The organism is Cytophagaceae bacterium ABcell3 (genome assembly GCA_030913385.1).
In the GTDB taxonomy this organism is placed as follows: Bacteria; Bacteroidota; Bacteroidia; order Cytophagales; family Cytophagaceae; genus ABcell3.
Map to the genome: position 1 here is coordinate 4,877,714 of CP133159.1, position 19,166 is coordinate 4,896,879.

14 protein-coding genes are annotated in these 19,166 nt (G+C 39.0%); 7 read left to right on the top strand and 7 right to left on the bottom strand.

Features of this window, described 5'->3' with window-relative positions; translation table 11 throughout:
- Positions 1 to 175: 175 nt before the first annotated feature.
- Positions 176 to 6,559: a gliding motility-associated C-terminal domain-containing protein gene (locus tag RCC89_20050; GenBank protein WMJ75433.1), complete on the bottom strand. Its 6,384-nt coding sequence runs from the start codon at positions 6,557 to 6,559 to the stop codon at positions 176 to 178.
- A gap of 291 nt (positions 6,560 to 6,850) precedes the next feature.
- On the opposite strand from RCC89_20050, the gene RCC89_20055 reads away from it, so the two are divergent.
- Together RCC89_20055 and RCC89_20060 are read left to right on the top strand one after the other, a co-directional pair.
- Positions 6,851 to 7,738 carry an ATP-binding cassette domain-containing protein gene (locus tag RCC89_20055; protein ID WMJ75434.1) on the top strand — a complete coding sequence of 296 codons (888 nt, stop codon included), beginning with the start codon at positions 6,851 to 6,853 and terminating at the stop codon, positions 7,736 to 7,738.
- Complete coding sequence (locus tag RCC89_20060; GenBank protein ID WMJ75435.1) at positions 7,738 to 9,036, top strand: ABC transporter permease; 1,299 nt, start codon at positions 7,738 to 7,740, stop codon at positions 9,034 to 9,036. Before RCC89_20055 ends, RCC89_20060 begins: the two co-directional genes overlap by 1 nt.
- A 91-nt stretch (positions 9,037 to 9,127) precedes the next feature.
- Here RCC89_20060 and gmk read toward each other — a convergent pair whose 3' ends face one another.
- The 3 genes from gmk to RCC89_20075 all read right to left on the bottom strand — a co-directional run bounded on the left by gmk (position 9,128) and on the right by RCC89_20075 (position 10,659).
- Positions 9,128 to 9,700: a guanylate kinase gene (gene gmk / locus RCC89_20065; GenBank protein ID WMJ75436.1), complete on the bottom strand. Its 573-nt coding sequence runs from the start codon at positions 9,698 to 9,700 to the stop codon at positions 9,128 to 9,130.
- A gap of 7 nt (positions 9,701 to 9,707) precedes the next feature.
- A complete protein-coding gene (locus tag RCC89_20070) occupies positions 9,708 to 9,986 on the bottom strand; it encodes an anti-sigma factor (protein WMJ75437.1) in 279 nt (92 codons plus the stop codon).
- Between the two features lie 82 nt (positions 9,987 to 10,068).
- Positions 10,069 to 10,659, bottom strand: a complete 591-nt coding sequence (locus tag RCC89_20075) for a sigma-70 family RNA polymerase sigma factor (GenBank protein ID WMJ75438.1) — start codon at positions 10,657 to 10,659, stop codon at positions 10,069 to 10,071.
- A 183-nt stretch (positions 10,660 to 10,842) separates the two neighbouring features.
- Here RCC89_20075 and RCC89_20080 point away from each other — a divergent pair, with 183 nt between their 5' ends.
- Positions 10,843 to 12,129 (top strand): O-antigen ligase family protein, encoded by a 1,287-nt coding sequence (locus RCC89_20080; protein WMJ75439.1) that lies wholly within the window; start codon positions 10,843 to 10,845, stop codon positions 12,127 to 12,129.
- 152 nt (positions 12,130 to 12,281) lie between these two features.
- Here the strand turns inward: RCC89_20080 and RCC89_20085 are convergent, their stop codons facing one another.
- From RCC89_20085 to RCC89_20095, 3 genes are all read right to left on the bottom strand, one after another.
- Positions 12,282 to 13,073: a glycosyltransferase family 2 protein gene (locus RCC89_20085; protein WMJ75440.1), complete on the bottom strand. Its 792-nt coding sequence runs from the start codon at positions 13,071 to 13,073 to the stop codon at positions 12,282 to 12,284.
- Positions 13,074 to 13,129: 56 nt separating this feature from the next.
- On the bottom strand, positions 13,130 to 14,437 hold the full coding sequence (ahcY, locus tag RCC89_20090) for an adenosylhomocysteinase (GenBank protein WMJ75678.1): 1,308 nt from the start codon (positions 14,435 to 14,437) through the stop codon (positions 13,130 to 13,132).
- A gap of 72 nt (positions 14,438 to 14,509) precedes the next feature.
- Entirely contained in the window at positions 14,510 to 15,211 is a 702-nt protein-coding gene (locus RCC89_20095) for a biotin--[acetyl-CoA-carboxylase] ligase (GenBank protein WMJ75441.1), read from the bottom strand.
- A 90-nt stretch (positions 15,212 to 15,301) separates the two neighbouring features.
- Here RCC89_20095 and rsfS point away from each other — a divergent pair, with 90 nt between their 5' ends.
- The 4 genes from rsfS to RCC89_20115 are packed head-to-tail and all read left to right on the top strand — an operon-like array spanning position 15,302 to position 19,161.
- A complete protein-coding gene (gene rsfS, locus RCC89_20100) occupies positions 15,302 to 15,670 on the top strand; it encodes a ribosome silencing factor (GenBank protein WMJ75679.1) in 369 nt (122 codons plus the stop codon).
- Positions 15,671 to 15,705: 35 nt separating this feature from the next.
- The gene (gene ftsH / locus RCC89_20105) at positions 15,706 to 17,769 is read left to right on the top strand and encodes an ATP-dependent zinc metalloprotease FtsH (protein ID WMJ75442.1); all 2,064 of its coding nucleotides are present in this window, start codon (positions 15,706 to 15,708) and stop codon (positions 17,767 to 17,769) included.
- Positions 17,766 to 18,416: an LUD domain-containing protein gene (locus tag RCC89_20110; GenBank protein ID WMJ75443.1), complete on the top strand. Its 651-nt coding sequence runs from the start codon at positions 17,766 to 17,768 to the stop codon at positions 18,414 to 18,416. The genes ftsH and RCC89_20110 overlap by 4 nt, the downstream gene beginning before the upstream one ends.
- The gene (locus tag RCC89_20115) at positions 18,397 to 19,161 is read left to right on the top strand and encodes a UDP-2,3-diacylglucosamine diphosphatase (protein ID WMJ75444.1); all 765 of its coding nucleotides are present in this window, start codon (positions 18,397 to 18,399) and stop codon (positions 19,159 to 19,161) included. The genes RCC89_20110 and RCC89_20115 overlap by 20 nt, the downstream gene beginning before the upstream one ends.
- Positions 19,162 to 19,166: the final 5 nt, after the last annotated feature.

Sequence of the window (19,166 nt, forward strand, 5' to 3'; positions counted from 1 at the left end):
GCAATACCTAACACACCTCTAATCTTGGGCAGAAAACTAATTTTAATTGCTGTAAAAGTCACAAGTGTGTGTAGCCACAAGGCATACCTTGTGCTTAACCCATAACTTTTAATAGTATATAAAAAAAGCCTCTTTTGTAGAGGCTTTTTTTATTGGTTATATCAAATTATATCAATCATCGCATCAACTGCACCCACCCTTTGAAGGTCTTCTCACCACAGGAAGGCTTTAAGTTATAGTAATACACACCATCAGAAAGGTTCTCACCATCCCAGCTATTGTCATAATCTTCAGATTCATAAACTAGCTTACCCCACCTGTTATACACTTCAATTCGCGCACCCTCAAACATATCATAACCATGAGCATCTTTGATAACATAAGTATCGTTCAAACCATCACCGTTAGGAGTAAATAGGTTTGGTAAAACTAAGTCCTGTTCAGACATAGCTACAATACCAGTTGTATCAGAACCACGACAGCCCATGGTATCAACAGCTATTACCGTATAATATGTTATTTCCGAAGGAGTCACAGGAACCTTATTATGGAATGTAGGGTCGTCAAACAGCCTTATATCTTCATGTTCATACCAATAATATCTAAAGTCTGGGGCATGGTCACCATAAGCAGTTGCTATAATATCTGCCCTTGTACCTGCACATACCGTATCCACTGAACTTTCAAGCTCCACAACAGGAGGCTCTGTAACATAGATTTCAATCGTATCAGATAGCGCACAATTAAAGTTAAAGTCCGTAACAGTCAGTACATAAGAAAATCGCCCAGGTTCCTCAGCAATAAATGTTGGGATACTATCATCTGGTTCATGAATATAACCTATATGGCTATCCTCATTGTTCGAAGCCCAGCTAAATCCTAAGTTGCCTGACGCACCAATTACAACTACAGGGAGTTCCCTTTCTTCATCTCTACACATGTGCAGGTATGATGGGATATTTATTTCTGGCGAAACCATATTAATACTGATGGATTCAACAGCATCACATCTACCTAAAGAGTCTACCACCCAAACATAATAAGTAATATCTCGAGTGATGTGAACTTCAGGGTTAGCTATTAAAGTATCGTTATTCACGAAACCTACAGCCGGATCTTCAAAGAACTGAGAAGAAGACCATCTGTAACCATACTCCCCTGAGCCAGTACCATCTTCTACAAATACCTCTAGCTGAACTGTATCTCTGCTACAAGCATTCATAGAACTATTCTCTAGATAAATGCTAGGTTGAGGGCTTATAGTTACTGTAGTGGATTGTGGTACCGGGGTAGCACAATCATTGTCTGTCACTTCAATTGCCTCAATATGTAAAAGCTCCTGAGTCGTTCTATCATTCATTGGAGAAAAGACCACTGTAAGTTCATTATTATCAATGGTATACTCAATTGAAGTTTCCGAGTCGTCAACAGTCCATTCATAAGTAGAATTATTCAGTCCCCCTCTCATCTCATAAACCATTTCAGAACCATAGCAAACCCTAGATGGACCACTTAAAGTAGCTGTAGGAGCCCTATTAACGGTAACACTCATGCTTACAGATTCTAAAGCGACACAACCATGCTCATTGGTTTCCAATACAGAAATAGATCCACTGTTGCTGCCAAAGTTTACATTGATAGCGTTTGTTCCATTTCCAGATCCAATCGAAGACCCAGAAGGAACTGTCCACTCATAAGTAGAAGTAGCTGGGCCACTAAATTCATAAAGAATATCTTCAGAGTTTTCACACACAGGATTATCCCCAGAGATAGAGCCACCTGAAGGGCGGTTGTTAACCACAACCTCTTTTTCAGCTTCTGCCCTTGAAGTACAGCCAGCTTCGTTGGTCTCTACTATAGTAATAAGTCCAGTTTCTGCATCTTCACCAAAATTGACAGAAATAGTTGGTCCATCTTCACCACCTTCAAAAGATGCTCCACCCGGAAGCGTCCAAGTATAAGTAGATCCATCGGTAGCAGGTTCAACAGAGTAGTCATGTTCAGAGCTGTTACAAACAGGGCTTGTTCCAACAATTTCTATGTCACCAGGCCTTTCATCAACACTTACCTCAAAAGTACCAGGTTCTGAAGACTCACAACCATACTGGTTGGTAGCGTTAACAGAAATGTTTACTGTGCCACCGCCATCAGGGAAGTTTACAGTTACAGAACTAGAACCTTGCCCAGAAGCAATATCAGCAACTTCAGCCAACCAATCATACGTGACACCTTCTTGAGCATTACTTACCTCAAACTCTACCTCTTCAGTATCTTCACAGATTGATTCAGGTCCTTCAACAATAGCAACCACAGGGTTCTCTCTAACAATGATTTCAATTTCATTATCCGAAGAAGTTTGACACTCCGTAATTTCATTAATAATAATGGCTCCGTAAGTTCCAGCTTCAGTTACCGTCAAGTCTATTTCATCGCCTTCGAAGTCTTCCCCGTTTTTCGACCAGCTATAAAGCAAACCTTCTTCACTTGATCCAATGCTAATTACTGCCGACTCGCCTTCGCAGAATTCAGCATCTGGATCAACAGTCAACTCAAAAGGGTCAGGGTTCATATGCATTACCACATCTACTTCATCATCATCAAAACACCCATCAGCATTAACAGCTTCTACCCTGTATCTACCTCCTAAGCTTGCAGTATATTCTCCCGCGTCAATGTTTAAGTCTTCGTTGTCACGGAACCATGCATAAGTGTTTCCATCTGTACCATTAGTAATGGCTACAAGATCTACAGTTTCACCTTCACAGAACTCCGCATCAGAAAGGTCAATATTTACAAACTCTTCTCTTTCGAAAGATACATCGGTAGAGTCTTCATTAACACAACCCTCAGCACTGGTTACAGTAACATTAAATGATGCAGATTCAGTCTCCTCGTAAATATTGTTTAACGGTGCCGTAATTGGCTGTCCGTTCCTAATCCAGTCAATAGTGCCATCACCTTCTGCTATGATTTCTATCGTAGAACCTTCGCAAGCAATATGATCTCCACTAGGCGTAAGGGAAATATCTGGGATTTGATGTACTACAACTTCAATCTCATTGTTAGATGAGGTGTTACACCCAGTGCTTTCATATTCAATAACTGCACTATAAAAACCTTCTTCGCTAACAACTAGCTCTATTTCATCATCGTCAAGTTCTTGTCCATTTTTAATCCATCTAAAAAGCAGGTCGTCTTCATTAGAAGAAATAATCAAAGTAGTAGAGTCGCCTTCGCAAAATGCACTTCCGGGATCAGCAGTAATTTCAAAAACTTCCGGGTTGTCGTTCATGAAAATTTCGGTTTCGGCATCATCCGTACACCCCTCTTCCATAACTATAACAACGCTATAAACACCCGGCTGCGTAGCATAAAGTACTGACTCTGTTTCCCCTTCTATTTCCTCACCATCAAAATACCAAGTATATTCAACCCCTGAATTTGGCTCAGCTTCTAGCAGCAAAGAATCACCTTCGCAGAAAAACTCTCCGTCAGGCAAGTTTACTTCTGCAAATTCGGTCGGTAGTATGATTACATTTGCTGTATCAGAGTTTTCACATTCGTGTATATCGGTCAACACAACTTGATAAATACCACTGTCACTGGCAATATATGAATCACCGTCAATATCGGGTCTAGCTTCGCCATCAAAGAACCACTCCAAAGTACCCTCATCCCCTTCTACTAATAACTCAACACTACCACCTTCACAAATTTCAATATCGCCATTTGGTGTTATGCTAACATTAGGGAGCGGTTTAACTTCAAATTCCAGTGTAATAAAATTAGACGTATCACACTCACTAGCCCAAGCAGCATAGAAAGTAGTAGATTCTTCTGGTGCGGTAATTTCTAAAGAAATTCCAGATCCTAACAAAACTCCGCCGTCTTCAGGGTTGCCATCATACCAAACAATTTCCTCGTCTACTCTGTCTTCATCAGGAGATGATAGGGTAATAGTTCCATCATATCCAAAGCAAACATACTCATCAGAAATTTCCACCTCCACAACATCCTCAGGTGTAGCACATATTCTTGTACAATATGAAAACTCTGAAGTATTATATGGCTCTGTAGTATTATTTTCTGATACAGTCACCACTATTTCTTTTTCGTCAATATCTCCTATGTTCAAAGGAGAGAATCCGCTGGTAATAAAGGTTTTTCCTTGCAACCTTCTTTTTTCATCATCATCTTCAAGAAGATCTTCATCGCATTGCAAGCACTCTCCTGTTTCGTAGACTTCAATATATGATCCTTCAGGGCCAGTAAGTACTACTTCCCTATCAGCATTATATGACATTTCCACTACGCCTCCATTGCCATAGCCACTAGCATAGTTCTCATTACCAACACCGTTCAATTCAATTCCCCTTAAAGCATTACAGAAAATACTGTTTCTATGGATGGCATTGTCCAGCGAGGCTTCATCCAAAATAGCAATACCATTTTCTCCATTGTAAGCGATAGTATTTCCTTGGTTATCATCTGTACCACCCAGTAAGTTTCCGACACTTCCATCACCTGAGTCTTCATCAGCCATTAACCTTATACCATCTTGGCCGTTTCCTAACTGCGTAGAACCGTCTGCACCAACACCTATATAATTATTAAAAATACTGTTATTTTCACCATTAGCGATAAGTATACCGTTCTCAGTATTAGAAGAAATGATATTTGGAACAGCCCCACCGATCAAGTTTTCTGTAGCACCTCCCGCTATGATAATACCATCTGTTTGATTAGGAAGGGCTGTATTACCGCTGTTGTCGACACCTATGTAGTTATTAATAATGTGGTTTTCTGAAGGAGGGTTATTCCCGAATTCATGCCTGAAAACCACACCGGCATAGTTACCAGAGATAAGGTTTCTCTCTCCTTCTTCTGTCCCCCCGATAATATTCTCACTAGAACCATGCTGGATACCAACACCACCACCTTCTTCCCCGTCCATCAACCCGTTACCGGCAACGGTAGAACCATCTTCCAGCACACCAATATAGTTACCTATAATCCTGTTTCCTGTTGATTGAGTCGGATAGTCTTCAGGCCAAAAATTTGACTGAAGAAATACCCCCCAAGTATTATTAACAATAACATTTCTCAGTTCACTGGTAGAACCACCTATTATATTGTCTTTTGCACCCAAAAAGGATACACCATCTTGGGCATTTCCGATATTAGAAACTCCGTCGGCACCAAGTCCAATATAATTCGCTGTAACACGGTTAGAATGACACTCGCCTTCTTTAAACAAGACACCGTGGCTCCTAAAATCAGGATCCCAGAAGCCATTACCACCTATGACATTCCTATAAGTCGCATCATCACCACCAACAACGTTATTGGCACAAGTACCATTACCCATCGACTCCATTTTAATACCACTATACAAGTTACCCATCCTGTTGTCAACTCCGGTTGAGCTACCTGTAATATCTGTACCTATATAGTTTCCACTTATAGTTGAATTGTTAACATTAACAAAGTAAATACCACTCTGGTTGTTCCTGTCATAAGTATCGTTAGGACCTTCAATAGCGTGTGTTGCACCACCATTACCAGATATCAAGTTTCTTTCTTCTTCAGTATTACCACCTATTCTATGGTTATTAGAGTCGTCAATACGAATACCTCCTGAAAGGTTAGGAATCCTGTCCATTCCTTCAGCGTTAGTACCTACTTTATTGCCAGTAATTACAGACCCTCCTGAATTCCCAGACATTCTAATACCAACACCATTATTACCAGATACTACGTTATTATGGATAAGCAACGAACTAGCACCATCTACACGGATACCCGCATGGTTTTGCACTTCCGTTCCGTTTGCACGGGCTTCCGTACCTTCTAAATTAGTACCAATGTAATTGTTTATGACTTGGTTATTTGCTCCTGCGCCGTCAAAAAATATACCGAACTCACCGCAATTAGCTATAATATTCCTTTCTTCAGGTTCATCGCCACCTATTATATTAGAAGAGGTACCACCTCTTACAAAAACACCTACACCCGTAAGCCTGCTATTGTTAGCAGTAGAGTTGCCATCTACCCCTAAGCCAAAAAAGTTGCCCTGAACAATATTTTCATTCCGCTGATTGATCCTAATTCCATGTTGCAAGTTTTGAAATGCCAAGCCACGTATCGTTGCCCTGGTGCCGTTCAGGTCAAAAGCGGTACCACCACCATTGCCGCGAATAACAACTATAGGCGTACCATCATAACCAGGCTGTGTTGTCGCATCTATAATTACACTACTATTACCCCAAAGGTTATAAGCTTCACCAATATTAATCACATGAGGCCCACCGCCAGGTATATTAAAATTAATAGTATGACTGCCACCACCTGGAGGAGGTCCTTCATTAATTGCTTGCTGAATGCACCAAGCTAAACTTCCATTAGTCCCACCCCCGGGCTCAGTATTAGTAACAGTGTAGGTTTCCTGTGCAATAGACGCAGAAGTAAAAAACGACAATGTTACAATCGTCATCAACCTCAATACAGTCATCATTGGCAGGTTAGAAAACCCTGATAAGAAGAGTAATAGATTCTTCATATGATACATGGCGATTAGTTCTTTCTAAATCTTACAGTTGTTGGCAAAATTCAAATAAATAGCAGAAATTTTCTATTTAGGAATATAAAAATAATTAAAAAAAACTTAAACAGACAATATTTCTATTATTTATTTTCAATACATTATGCAAATTATTACATTTTAAAAGACAAAACTCTTTCAAAATCCGTTGTATTGGGTTAATAAAATCTGAACTTTGTTACTCAGATAGTATATTAATCTCCAAATTTGCTAAAAAGTAACCGAATATAAAAAAAAATTACATTGGGCTTGCTAACAATCAATCACATAAATAAATCTTTTGGCAACCTTCATGTCCTCAATGACGTATCCTTAAAGATTTGTCAAGGGGGTATTTTTGGCCTTCTAGGACCCAACGGAGCAGGAAAAACTACGCTGATAAGATTAATAACAAAAATTCTCCTGCCCGACTCTGGCAATATACGCTATAAGGACAATGAGCTAAAAGATGAAGATGTCAACCGCTTTGGATACCTACCGGAAGAAAGGGGTCTGTATAAAAAAATGCAGGTACAAGAACACTTAGTTTACTTGGCCAGGTTAAAAGGCATGAGCGGGAAAGATGCCAAGAAGAAATCCCTAGAAATGCTAGATAAATTTGGCCTAACCCCTTGGGCCAAAAAGAACATCGAAAATCTTTCTAAAGGTATGCAGCAGAAAGTGCAGTTTATTGCCACTGTTCTACATGAACCAGATCTAATTATTTTGGATGAACCTTTTTCGGGATTCGACCCTGTAAATGCGATTACCATTAAAGAGGAAATATTTGAACTTCAGAAAAAAGGGGCAACCATAATCTACTCGACACACCGAATGGAAACAGTAGAGGAAATGTGCGACCATATAGCCTTGATCAACAAATCCCGGATCATTCTGGAGGGTGAACCCGAAAAGATAAGAAAAACATACAGACAGAACATATTTGCGCTGGAAACAGATAAAAAACCGGACATGCACCTGGACATATTAGAAGAAGAGATTTCAAAAACAGGAACTTGGAAGGGACGTGTCCGCTGGGCAGATACTTCGCCTAATCATTTGTTGCATGAAATAATGAAATCTGCCACAGTGCTAGCGTTCAACGAAGAGCTGCCCGGTATACATGAGATATTTATTAGAAGTGTCAAAGAAGCGTAATGAACAAAATTTTTCATATAATACTCAGGGAATACCTGACGCGCATCCGAAAAAGGTCTTTTATAGTAATGACTTTATTGGGGCCTTTATTTTTTGCATTGCTGTTGATTGTTCCGGTGTGGCTAAATATGGCTACCCATGAGCCTAAAGCAGTAACAGTACTCGACCATAGCTTTTTATTTACTCAAAAGCTAAGAAGTACAGAGCTTCTAAGATTTACCTACGCAAGCGGTTCGCTTTCGGAAGCCAAAGAAGCTTTTGCTGCCAATGACGCAGATATGCTGTTATACATCCCCCCCTTCTCTTATCAAGAAGATGTAAATGCCGAGCTTTTTGCAAAAAGTCAGACTAGCCCCCAAGATTATGAAGAAATTTCAGCTATTATGGGAGATGTCTTATTGCAACACGCACTGACAAGACATGGGCTACCCAAAGATTATATAGCACAAGTACAAAATAAAATATCTATTGCCACTACCGATATAACAGATGAATTTGAGGGCATTCACGATCTCAGGGCATTCAGCACCGCTGGATTGGTATCCGCTATACTCATTTATTTTTTCATTTTCCTTTACGGTGTTCAAGTAATGCGAGGAGTGATTGAAGAGAAGACAAATAGAATAATTGAAGTGATTATTTCATCTGTCAAACCATTTCAGCTAATGATGGGCAAAATTATAGGGATAGCATTATTAAGTATAACCCAGTTTATTATTTGGCTCACACTTACTGCAGGAGTAACTACATTTATAGCTACTAGGTACCAATTAGACAGGTTTGCGGATGAAAATATTCATGAAACCTTAAGGACTACCACAGACATTCAGCAAGCGTTAGAGGTCAACGAGGTTTTGAACTTAATAGCTTCTGTAGATTTTGGCACTTTGCTACTCACTTTTGCTTTTTACTTTTTAGGAGGGTATTTACTGTACAGTGCCTTATTTGCTGCCATAGGATCATTGGCTGATTCAGAAACTGACACGCAACAGTTTATGCTCCCCGTCACTATTCCGCTCATTTTCTCATTTGTTATGGCTGCAACAGTTACAGAAAACCCTCACAGTCCAGTGGCGCAATGGCTGTCCATGATTCCTTTTACGTCACCTATAATAATGATGGTCAGAATACCCTTCGGTGTACCATGGCAAGAACTGGCGCTTTCTATAGCAATATTATGTATTACTTTTCTGATAGTTACTTGGCTTGCCGCACGAATATACCGTGTGGGCATATTATTTTATGGTAAAAAAGCGTCTTTTAAAGATGCTGCCAAATGGTTGTTCAGTAACAGTTGATCCAAGTAAACAAAATATGCTTTAGACTCAAGCTTCGCCCATGCTTTTTAGCAACTGCTATACCCATGGCTTTTTATCAAAAAGGCAAGAATTAACTTTTCAGAAAGTTTTCAACTAAATTGTCAGCTTCTGCCAAAGACGCTTCAAGATCGTTATTGACAAGAGTAGTGTCAAACTTGTCTTCAAACGACATTTCAAAATTGACTTTAAAAAGCCTGGCAGAAATAGCTTCTTCAGATTCAGTATTTCGTTCACGAAGTCTTCTTTCCAACACAGCCTGACTTGGGCATTTCACAAAAATAGCCAAGGCTTTATCCCCATACTGCTTTTTGATATTGAGTCCTCCTTTGACATCAACATCAAAGATCACATGTTTTCCTTCAGACCAAAGACGTTCGATTTCCGTACGCAAAGTTCCATAAAAAGCCCCCGGATAAACTTCCTCCCATTCAACAAACTCATTGTTGTCTATACGTTTTTTAAAATCCTCAGGTGTCAAAAAATAGTAATCTTTACCATGCTCTTCGTTCCTCCCCCTTTTATCTCTGGTGCAGGCCGAAATAGAAAAACCCAGATCGTTTCTGGTTTTTAAAAGGTGTTTGACAATAGTTGTTTTACCCGACCCGGAAGGTGCCGAAAAGATGATAAGCTTACCGTTGTGCATTATGCCACTATATTTTTTTTAGCTTGTTACGTATATTATCGGCAAGATACACCGGAACCGGCTTTTTTTCAATTTTTTTAACAACTACATTTTTAATTGCAGATTCTACCTGATAAAGTTGGTGACATGATGGACACTCAGAAATGTGTTCCATGAAATATGCTTCCTCTTCTAATGAAGATTCCTTGTCCAACACCCCTCTCAATACTTTAAGACAATAAGTCCTGTCATTGCAAAAACCACTTTTCACATAGCGATTTTCTTTTCCAGAGTAATCTTTCTCCATAGGTTTATTTAATTGTAATCCAGATTAAAGAATTATAGAGGCACTCAAACTACATGTTTGAATGCCTCTATATAATCAATATTTATTGCTCATTGTTATATCCCATATGTCCTGCATACTCCCTGAGTTTCTCTTTCAGGAGATTCCGGGCTCTGTGCAGCCTCGACCTTACAGTACCAATTGGTATGTCCAGGATTTTAGACATTTCTTCATAGGTGAAACCTTCAAGGTCACAGAGTATGATTATAGTCCGAAAATCAACAGCCAGAGAGTTCAGGGCATTTGCCACTTCATCTCCAATCATTTCTTGCAAAGAGTCAATCCGAAGGTCTGTGGTAATGTCTGCATCCACATCATCCGAATTGTAGAATGATTCTACTTCCTGATAATCTACCTTAGATGGCTCTTTGCTTTTTTTCCTAAAGTCATTAATAAAGCTGTTTTTCAGGATACGGAACAACCATGCTTTAGCATTAGTTCCTTGTTCATAAGACCCGAAAAAACGGTAAGCCTTCATATAAGTTTCCTGCACAAGGTCATTAGCATCGTCCTCATCCAGGGTCAACCTATAGGCGAAGTTATAAAGGCTGTCAATCAAAGGCATAAACTCCTTTTCAAATTGACTGTCCTTTTGAGCCTTATTAATCTCTTTATTTATATTTTCTTCTTGCATTTAATTATATATTTTTACCCTACTAAATCAACCCCTTCTTGTATTTATTAAAGAACGGGTTAAGAATTGTTTTTGTTAATTAACGTACCTAAGCTACTGTTTTATTGAGTAATGAGAATTAAAATCCCATTAAATTTTAAGCCCTCTTTTTACGTTAATACATTATATTTATAAACAAATTATATGCCTATATCGTCTCAATCGCCTGAAAGAGTATCAGGATTTATTTATATGATGGCCATTATTTCTGTAGTCTTGCTCATTACAGGAATGTTTTTCTCTAGAGCAATGATGAGCATTGGGATGATTACCGCAGGGCTTTTGTTCTTCAATCCACTTCAAATAAAAAACAACTTTTCGAGGTTCCTCAAAAGCAGAGAACTGTTATGCCTCAGCGCCATCTTTCTTGTCTATTTATTGAGTGGCATATACTCAGAAGACCAAGCTACTTTGGCAGAACGTCTTACCATTAAATTGCCGTTTCTTATTATGCCTCTGGGCTTTGCAGCATTCCCTTATTTCAATACAAGGCATTTCAACAACCTGCTCTATTACTTCCTCATACTCACCTCAGCAGCCTCTATATGGAGCCTGGCCCAATATATTGCCAACTACCAAGAAATAACAGCATCGTACCTTTCGGCGAAAGTAATACCGACATTGGTAAACCATATTAGGTTCAGCTTAATGACGGCCTTCGCAATATTTGCAGGTTACTACCTGATCGCCCAGAAACATTATTTCATTTCAATCAAAGAAAAATACTTTATTGCTACACTAACTTTAATACTATTCGTATTCCTCCATATTTTGTCCGTAAGAAGCGGTTTGCTTGCCTTTTATGCAACCGCAGCTACTTTACTATTTATTCATACTTTAAAATCAGACAAAAAGACAGAAAGCATTGCCATTTTGTCAGCACTATTCATTCTACCTATAGCCGCCTATTTTCTGTCTCCAACCCTCAAAAATAAAATAAGCTACAGCATAGAGGACACTTCCCGATTCTTTAATAATGAAGATGTCAATGACTACTCTGATGGCAACCGTCTACTTTCATGGAAAATCGGTATTGAAGTAGGCAATACAAATCCTTTAATCGGTGCTGGGGTGGGAGATGTCAAAAACCTATCATTTGACATATATAAAAACCGTTATCCAGAAATAGAAGCGGACAACCACCTAATTCCGCACAACCAGTTTATTTTTGTATATGCAGCAGGGGGCTTACTAGGAGTGCTAATCTTCAGTTTCGCAACTTTCTATCCTCTAGCGATTAATTATAGCAAATTTCTTTTTGCTGCAATAAACATTGTTTTTATATCTTCCTATATTTCGGAAGCCACTGTAGAAACACAGCTAGGAACGTGCATTTACCTAACGTTTTTCCTCTTAACATGGAATTATTATAAAGGGAAGGAGCCTAAAAAAGAAGTTGAGGGTACCGCCGAGAAAGCTCAGGTAGCTTAGCTTAATCGGATTAGATCCTTTAAAGCCCATAATGTTACCATTCATTCATATTCTATGGCCAAACAAAACACAAATAGACTCCCCTCTTGCCTTTCTTTAACCTAGGGAAAGTTATGCTTTCAAACTGACAATATTATCCTCCAGCCAGTTTTTCACCTATTCCTGTTCATGGTTCTTAACCTGTGGTACTTAAGATAGGTCTCGTAAGCTGTTATTCTGCATACAGTAAAACCCATTTTACCATCCAAAAAGCCACGCTTAATAAAGTAATTCCTTATAAACTTAGCTACGGCTTTGAGGTAGACAAAAAACAAAGATACATTCTTACCTTCTTCATATAAAACCTTAGCAGCAATTTTAGAAAACTTATCTACCTGGGCATAATGCTCCTCAATGGAATAGTAACTATAGTGCAAGAGATCACCTTTTAGTACTTGCGTTTTGCATCCGGTCTGAAGCTCATATTTATCATGTGGATTTTGACCGCCCCAAGCACCTTTTCTACTGTCCCACAACCTAAGCTTTCTGTCAGGATACCACCCACTGTGCCTGATCCACTGCCCACAATAATTGGTAAGCCGGTTCATATAGTAGCCATCGCAAGCCCACTCCTTTTTCACCTTTAAAATAGACTCTGTAAGTGTTTCACCCAATGCTTCGTCAGCATCTAAAGACAGCACATGGGGGTAAGAAGCATAGGTAATAGCCCGATTCTTTTGTTGAATATGGCCATCAAAAGCATGCTGAAAAAATTTAACACCATACTTTTTACAAATTTCCTCTGTTCGGTCGGTAGAAAATGAGTCGAGCACTACAATTTCATCAGCTACAGCTTTTACCGACTTCAAGCACCTTTCGATGTTCCCCTCTTCATTATAAGTAATAATAACAACAGAAATTTCTGGCATGTCCGGGCTATTAGTAATATAAAAAGGACTGCCCATATCGTCTGTAGAAGACGAACCTGAGCAGCCCTAGTAATGTAAATAACAAATATTGATTAGTACCTATAAGCGTCTGACTTGAAAGGCCCTTTTACAGGAACACCTATATAATCAGCTTGGTCTTTGGTAAGTGTTTCTAGCTCTACGCCAATTTTACCCAAGTGAAGCATAGCCACTTTTTCGTCCAAATGCTTCGGAAGGGTATAAACCTTATTCTCGTATTTATCAGCATACTGCCATAATTCTATTTGGGCAAGTACCTGATTGGTAAACGAGTTTGACATTACAAAAGACGGGTGACCTGTAGCACAGCCAAGGTTTACCAATCTACCTTCAGCAAGCACAATAATGTCCTTGCCATCAAGGGTATATTTATCAACCTGAGGTTTGATATTTTCCATACTGTCACCACAAGCTTTGTTCAACCAAGCCATGTCAATTTCATTGTCGAAATGCCCAATGTTACATACAATGGCCTTGTCTTTCATTGCCTTGAAATGTTTTCCGACAATAATATCTTTATTTCCAGTAGCAGTTACTACAATATCTGCTCTTTTCACTGCATCATCCATTTTCTTTACTTCAAAACCATCCATAGCAGCCTGCAGTGCGCATATAGGATCAATTTCAGTAACGATTACCCTTGCCCCTGCACCTCTTAAAGATTGAGCAGAGCCTTTACCAACATCGCCATATCCAGCTACAACAGCTACCTTACCAGCCATCATTACATCTGTGGCCCTTCTAATAGCGTCTACCAAAGATTCTTTACATCCGTACTTGTTGTCAAACTTAGACTTAGTTACAGAGTCGTTGATGTTAATGGCAGGAAGCGGCAAAGTTCCGTTTTTCTCTCTTTCGTGCAATCTCAACACACCTGTGGTTGTTTCTTCCGAAACACCTTTGATATCTTTTACCAGGTGTGGGTATTTATCCAGTACCATATTGGTAAGGTCGCCACCATCATCAAGAATCATGTTTAAGGGCTTTCTGTCCTCCCCAAAAAATAAGGTTTGCTCAATGCACCAGTTAAACTCCTCTTCGGTCATACCTTTCCAGGCATATACAGAAACTCCGGTAGCAGCGATGGCAGCAGCGGCATGATCTTGGGTGGAAAATATATTACAAGAAGACCAAGTAACTTCAGCGCCCAACTCAATTAAAGTTTCAATGAGCACTGCCGTTTGAATAGTCATATGCAAGCAACCGGCTATACGCGCTCCTTTTAAAGGTTTTTGAGCACCAAACTCTTCCCTGATTGCCATAAGACCAGGCATTTCTGCTTCGGCAAGTTTTATTTCTTTTCTGCCCCAATCGGCAAGACTAATATCTTTGACCTTAAATTTCTGATATGTTTCAACCATTTTACCTCTTTTTAAAAATTTTTTCATAAAAGCTTCACAAATATAATTTATAGCAAAGCCATAAACAAAGAATCACATCACATATTCAATTTCCTTGAGACAGAAATACCTGATACCCACTTCTGTTTCAACGGCCAATTTACCAGTTGGGTCTATCCCTCTTATAGTACCTTCAAAAATACCGTCAGACCGGTATAAATGTTTCTCATTGATGCGAAACATTTTTGATAAATAATTTTCCTGAATGTTTTTATATTTTTTTTGCATCAACGCCAAATACCACTTTTCGATGTTACCTAATAAAATCTCAAGCACTTCCACTAAGTTAACCTCCTTTTGCTCAATCATTTTCAGTGAAACCGCTTTAGGTTCTTGAAAATTTTCCTGATTGACATTTAGCCCTATACCAACAACAACATGCTCGAATTGGCAACCTTTTAAAAAATTATTTATTAGAATACCACATATTTTTTTAGCTTCAACATAAATATCATTTGGCCATTTAATTGTGACCTTTTTTGATGTGTATTGTGTTAAGGTATCAGAGATAGCCAAACATATTACCATATTCAAATAAAATTGATCAGAGATAGGGAGAAACGAAGGCTTCAGGAGCAAGGAAAAAGTTAGGTTTTTATCAGGCTCGGCCTCCCATGAACTCCCTCTTTGGCCTTGGCCGGCGGTTTGGCAAGAAGTAATCAAAACTGTACCTTCCGGCAATGGGGCAGAAAGCTTTTCAACCATCAGCGCATTGGTTGAACGACATTCTTTCACAAAAATGAGCTTTTTTCCTGTGAATAAAGTTTGTGGTGATATATTGTACAACTTATTTTATATTTTTGCTGAAATTTATTTAAAAGTTTGATAAAAGTGAATAAAACTGTTAACAACAAGGTTAGCCTAAAAGACATTATAGTACATGGAATGAAGGAAAAAAAGGCTACAGATATAACAATCATTGATTTAAGGAGTATTAAGAATTCTGTAGCAGACTATTTTATTTTATGTTGTGGTACCTCCGACACCCAAGTAGATGCCATAGCCGATTCCATAGAAGAAGAAGTGTATAAAGAAACAGAGCAAAACCCTTGGCACAAAGAAGGGAAAATTAACAAAGAATGGATTTTACTAGATTATGTAGATACTGTTGCACATGTTTTTAAGAAAGACAAAAGAGATTTTTATGCCCTTGAAGAACTATGGGGCGACGCAAAAATAATTTCGGTTGAATAATTTTTTAGCTTTTAATATTCTATTGATTGAATAAGATGACAGATAATAACTCTAAAAAGAAGAAACTAATCCCCAAAACCCCTCAAAAACCAAACTTTCAGATTTGGATAATAGTCATTCTGTTGTTAATGGTTTTTGGTATAGCCATTTTCAACAAAAGCTCTTCTGCTGTCGAAATTTCACAGAGAAGGTTTGAGGAAATGTACCGCAGGCACGATGTGCAGCGGGTAGTGGTTGTAACTAATGAAAAGATAGTAGAAGTAACCTTAAGAGAGGAAGTTCTTGAAAATGACGCTTACAAGGACTATACCTCACAAAAGTCTGCTTTTAATATTAGCCATGGTCCTCACTATTACTTTAGGATAATAGACCCAGCCACCTTCAAAGAAGATTTTGACAGGCTGGAAGCCAGTGTAGACCCTGAACACCATGTCGACTTTAGTATTGACACCAGATCGGACTTTTCTAATGTACTGGTCAACTGGGGCTTTATATTCCTGATCCTGTTCGGATTCTGGTTCTTGATGAGAAGGGTAACCTCAGGAGGCCCTGGTGGGCAGATATTTAATATTGGCAAATCCAAAGCCGCTTTATTTGATGCTGAAAACAAAGTAAAGATTACTTTTGCTGATGTTGCAGGCTTAGAAGAAGGCAAGGAAGAAGTAAAGGAAATAGTAGAGTTCTTAAAGAACCCAACCAAGTTTACGAAACTAGGCGGTAAAATACCTAAAGGTGCTTTATTGGTAGGTCCTCCGGGTACTGGTAAAACCTTACTGGCAAAAGCTGTTGCTGGCGAAGCAGGCGTACCGTTTTTCTCTCTTTCCGGCTCTGACTTTGTAGAAATGTTCGTTGGTGTTGGTGCAGCCAGGGTAAGAGACTTGTTCAAGCAAGCAAAAGAAAAAGCACCATGTATCATCTTTATTGATGAGATTGATGCCATAGGTCGTTCAAGAGGAAAAGGTCAAATGCCAGGTTCTAATGACGAACGTGAAAACACCCTTAACTCTTTGCTTGTAGAAATGGACGGTTTCTCTACTGATTCTGGAGTAATCATTCTAGCAGCAACTAACCGCCCAGACGTACTGGACTCTGCGTTGCTTAGACCAGGCAGGTTTGATAGGCAAATAAGTATAGACAAGCCAGATATTGTAGGAAGAGAGCATATATTTAAAGTACACCTTAACCCTTTAAAGCTTTCATCAGAGGTAGATCCTAAAAAACTAGCAGCCCAGACTCCTGGGTTTGCAGGTGCAGAAATTGCCAATGTTTGCAACGAAGCAGCGCTTATCGCAGCCAGAAGAAACAAAGCAGAAGTTGAAATGATTGACTTCCAAGACGCGATAGATAGGGTAATAGGTGGTCTTGAAAAGAAAAATAAAATCATCTCTCCTGAAGAAAAGAAAATAGTAGCATATCACGAGGCTGGACATGCTGTAGCAGGTTGGTTCCTGGAGCATGCAGACCCTTTGGTTAAAGTAAGTATTGTACCAAGAGGAGTGGCAGCATTAGGTTATGCTCAATACTTGCCTAAAGAGCAGTTCTTGTATACCACTGAGCAGCTATTGGACGAAATGTGTATGTCTTTAGGTGGTAGGGCTGCAGAAGATATTGTATTTGGCAAAATCTCTACCGGCGCACTTAGTGACCTGGAAAGAATAACCAAAATGGCATACAGTATTGTTACCATGTATGGTATGAATAAGCAGATAGGGAACATTTCTTATTACGACAGCAAAGAAGGCGACAGGTTCAACAAGCCATACTCTGAGTCAACAGCAGAAACTATTGACAATGAAGTAAGAAGCATCGTCTCTGATGCTTATGAAAGAACTAAGCAATTGCTGACTGATAAAAGAAAAGAGTTAGAAGTTGTTGCCCAAGAGCTTTTAAAGAAAGAAATCATTTTCCAATCTGACCTGGAAGAGTTAATTGGAAAAAGGCCTTTCGACAAAGAAACAACTTACCAGGCATATACCAGAAAAGGCAATGGTACTTCTGAAGAAATAGTTGTTGAAGAAAAAAAGGAAGTGGAAAAGCCAACAGAAGAGCCTAAAAAAGAAAATAAGCCAAACAAAGACACAGGTAGCACTGACGAATGAGCCAGTCCAGAGAAATAATACTTAAAAAAGTTAAAGATGCCCTTGCAGACCGGAGTAAAAACTCCGGTTCTGTACCAAGGCGCAATAAAGAAGTATTTTCCAAAACAGGAGAAAAAGACCTTTCGGTATTATTTGCCGAAAACTTTATCAAAAATATGGGGGAATTTGTCTTTACCGAAAGTGATGACGAATTCCTTTCTTCTTTCAAAGCACTTCAGTTTAAGAAAAACCTTCGGCACACTTATGTTTTTGAACCTGAACTTGCACGGTTATTCGAATCCAGAGGTATTGACATTCACACCGAAGAGCATGGATTTATGGAATCTGTTGAAGCAAGTGTTACCACATGTGAAGCTTTGGTAGCACGCACAGGTAGCATATTCCTTTCTTCTGCCAATAAATCAGGACGACGGTTGAGTGTATACCCGCCAGCTCATATCGTGGTTGCCAGGACATCGCAAATAGTTTATGATATCAGCGATGGCATTTCCTACTTGAAAAACAAATATAAAGGAGGGCTACCTTCTATGCTTTCATTAACTACTGGGCCTAGCAGAACGGCTGACATTGAAAAAACTTTAGTGCTGGGAGCCCACGGCCCTAAAGAGTTGATTGTTTTTTTGATTGATGATACCGCCACATATTAAACTTAAAGAAGGGCAAAAAGTATATTTTGCCTCTGACTTTCATTTAGGAATTCCTGATAAAGAAACCAGCAGTAAGCGCGAAAAAAAAATCGTACAATGGCTGTGCTCTATAGAAAATGATGCTGCAGCCATTTTTCTTGTTGGCGACATATTTGACTTCTGGTTTGAGTACCGCCACACCATTCCCAAAGGATTTATCCGATTACAAGGAAAACTTGCCGATTTGTCTGACAAAGGCATTCCTCTATACATGTTCACAGGAAACCACGATATGTGGATGTTTGACTATTTCGAAAAAGAGCTTGACATCCCTATCATCAGAAAACCTGTGCAAACGACCATTAACGAGAAAAAATTCTTCATAGGTCACGGAGACGGTTTAGGACCAGGAGACTACTTTTATAAGTTTTTAAAGCAAATTTTTGCCAATAAATTTTTTCAAAGGCTTTTTGCTTTTGTACATCCCGGCATTGGTATAGGCATTGCGCATGCTTGGTCTAAGAAAAGCAGAGACAAACACTATAAAGCAGATGAAGAATTTTTAGGAGACAAAGAGTGGCTTTTCCAATTCTGCAAAAAAACTGAAAAAAAAGAACATCACGACTTTTATATATTTGGTCACCGCCATTTATCGTTAAATATGGAGGTAAGCCATAACAGCCGTTATATCAACCTTGGTGAATGGCTCAACAATTCCAATTATGCAGTTTTTGACGGAGAAGATATTAAGATCGAGCGCTTTTAGCCTAA

Excerpts from the sequence above, each read along its gene's own strand:
- RCC89_20110 (WMJ75443.1), top strand. The coding sequence starts at position 17,766 with ATGAGCCAGTCCAGAGAAATAATACTTAAAAAAGTTAAAGATGCCCTT.
- gmk (WMJ75436.1), bottom strand. The coding sequence starts at position 9,700 with ATGCACAACGGTAAGCTTATCATCTTTTCGGCACCTTCCGGGTCGGGT.
- RCC89_20060 (WMJ75435.1), top strand. The coding sequence starts at position 7,738 with ATGAACAAAATTTTTCATATAATACTCAGGGAATACCTGACGCGCATC.
- RCC89_20070 (WMJ75437.1), bottom strand. The coding sequence starts at position 9,986 with ATGGAGAAAGATTACTCTGGAAAAGAAAATCGCTATGTGAAAAGTGGT.
- RCC89_20085 (WMJ75440.1), bottom strand. The coding sequence starts at position 13,073 with ATGGGCAGTCCTTTTTATATTACTAATAGCCCGGACATGCCAGAAATT.
- ahcY (WMJ75678.1), bottom strand. The coding sequence starts at position 14,437 with ATGGTTGAAACATATCAGAAATTTAAGGTCAAAGATATTAGTCTTGCC.
- RCC89_20080 (WMJ75439.1), top strand. The coding sequence starts at position 10,843 with ATGCCTATATCGTCTCAATCGCCTGAAAGAGTATCAGGATTTATTTAT.
- RCC89_20075 (WMJ75438.1), bottom strand. The coding sequence starts at position 10,659 with ATGCAAGAAGAAAATATAAATAAAGAGATTAATAAGGCTCAAAAGGAC.
- RCC89_20050 (WMJ75433.1), bottom strand. The coding sequence starts at position 6,559 with ATGAAGAATCTATTACTCTTCTTATCAGGGTTTTCTAACCTGCCAATG.
- ftsH (WMJ75442.1), top strand. The coding sequence starts at position 15,706 with ATGACAGATAATAACTCTAAAAAGAAGAAACTAATCCCCAAAACCCCT.
- RCC89_20115 (WMJ75444.1), top strand. The coding sequence starts at position 18,397 with ATGATACCGCCACATATTAAACTTAAAGAAGGGCAAAAAGTATATTTT.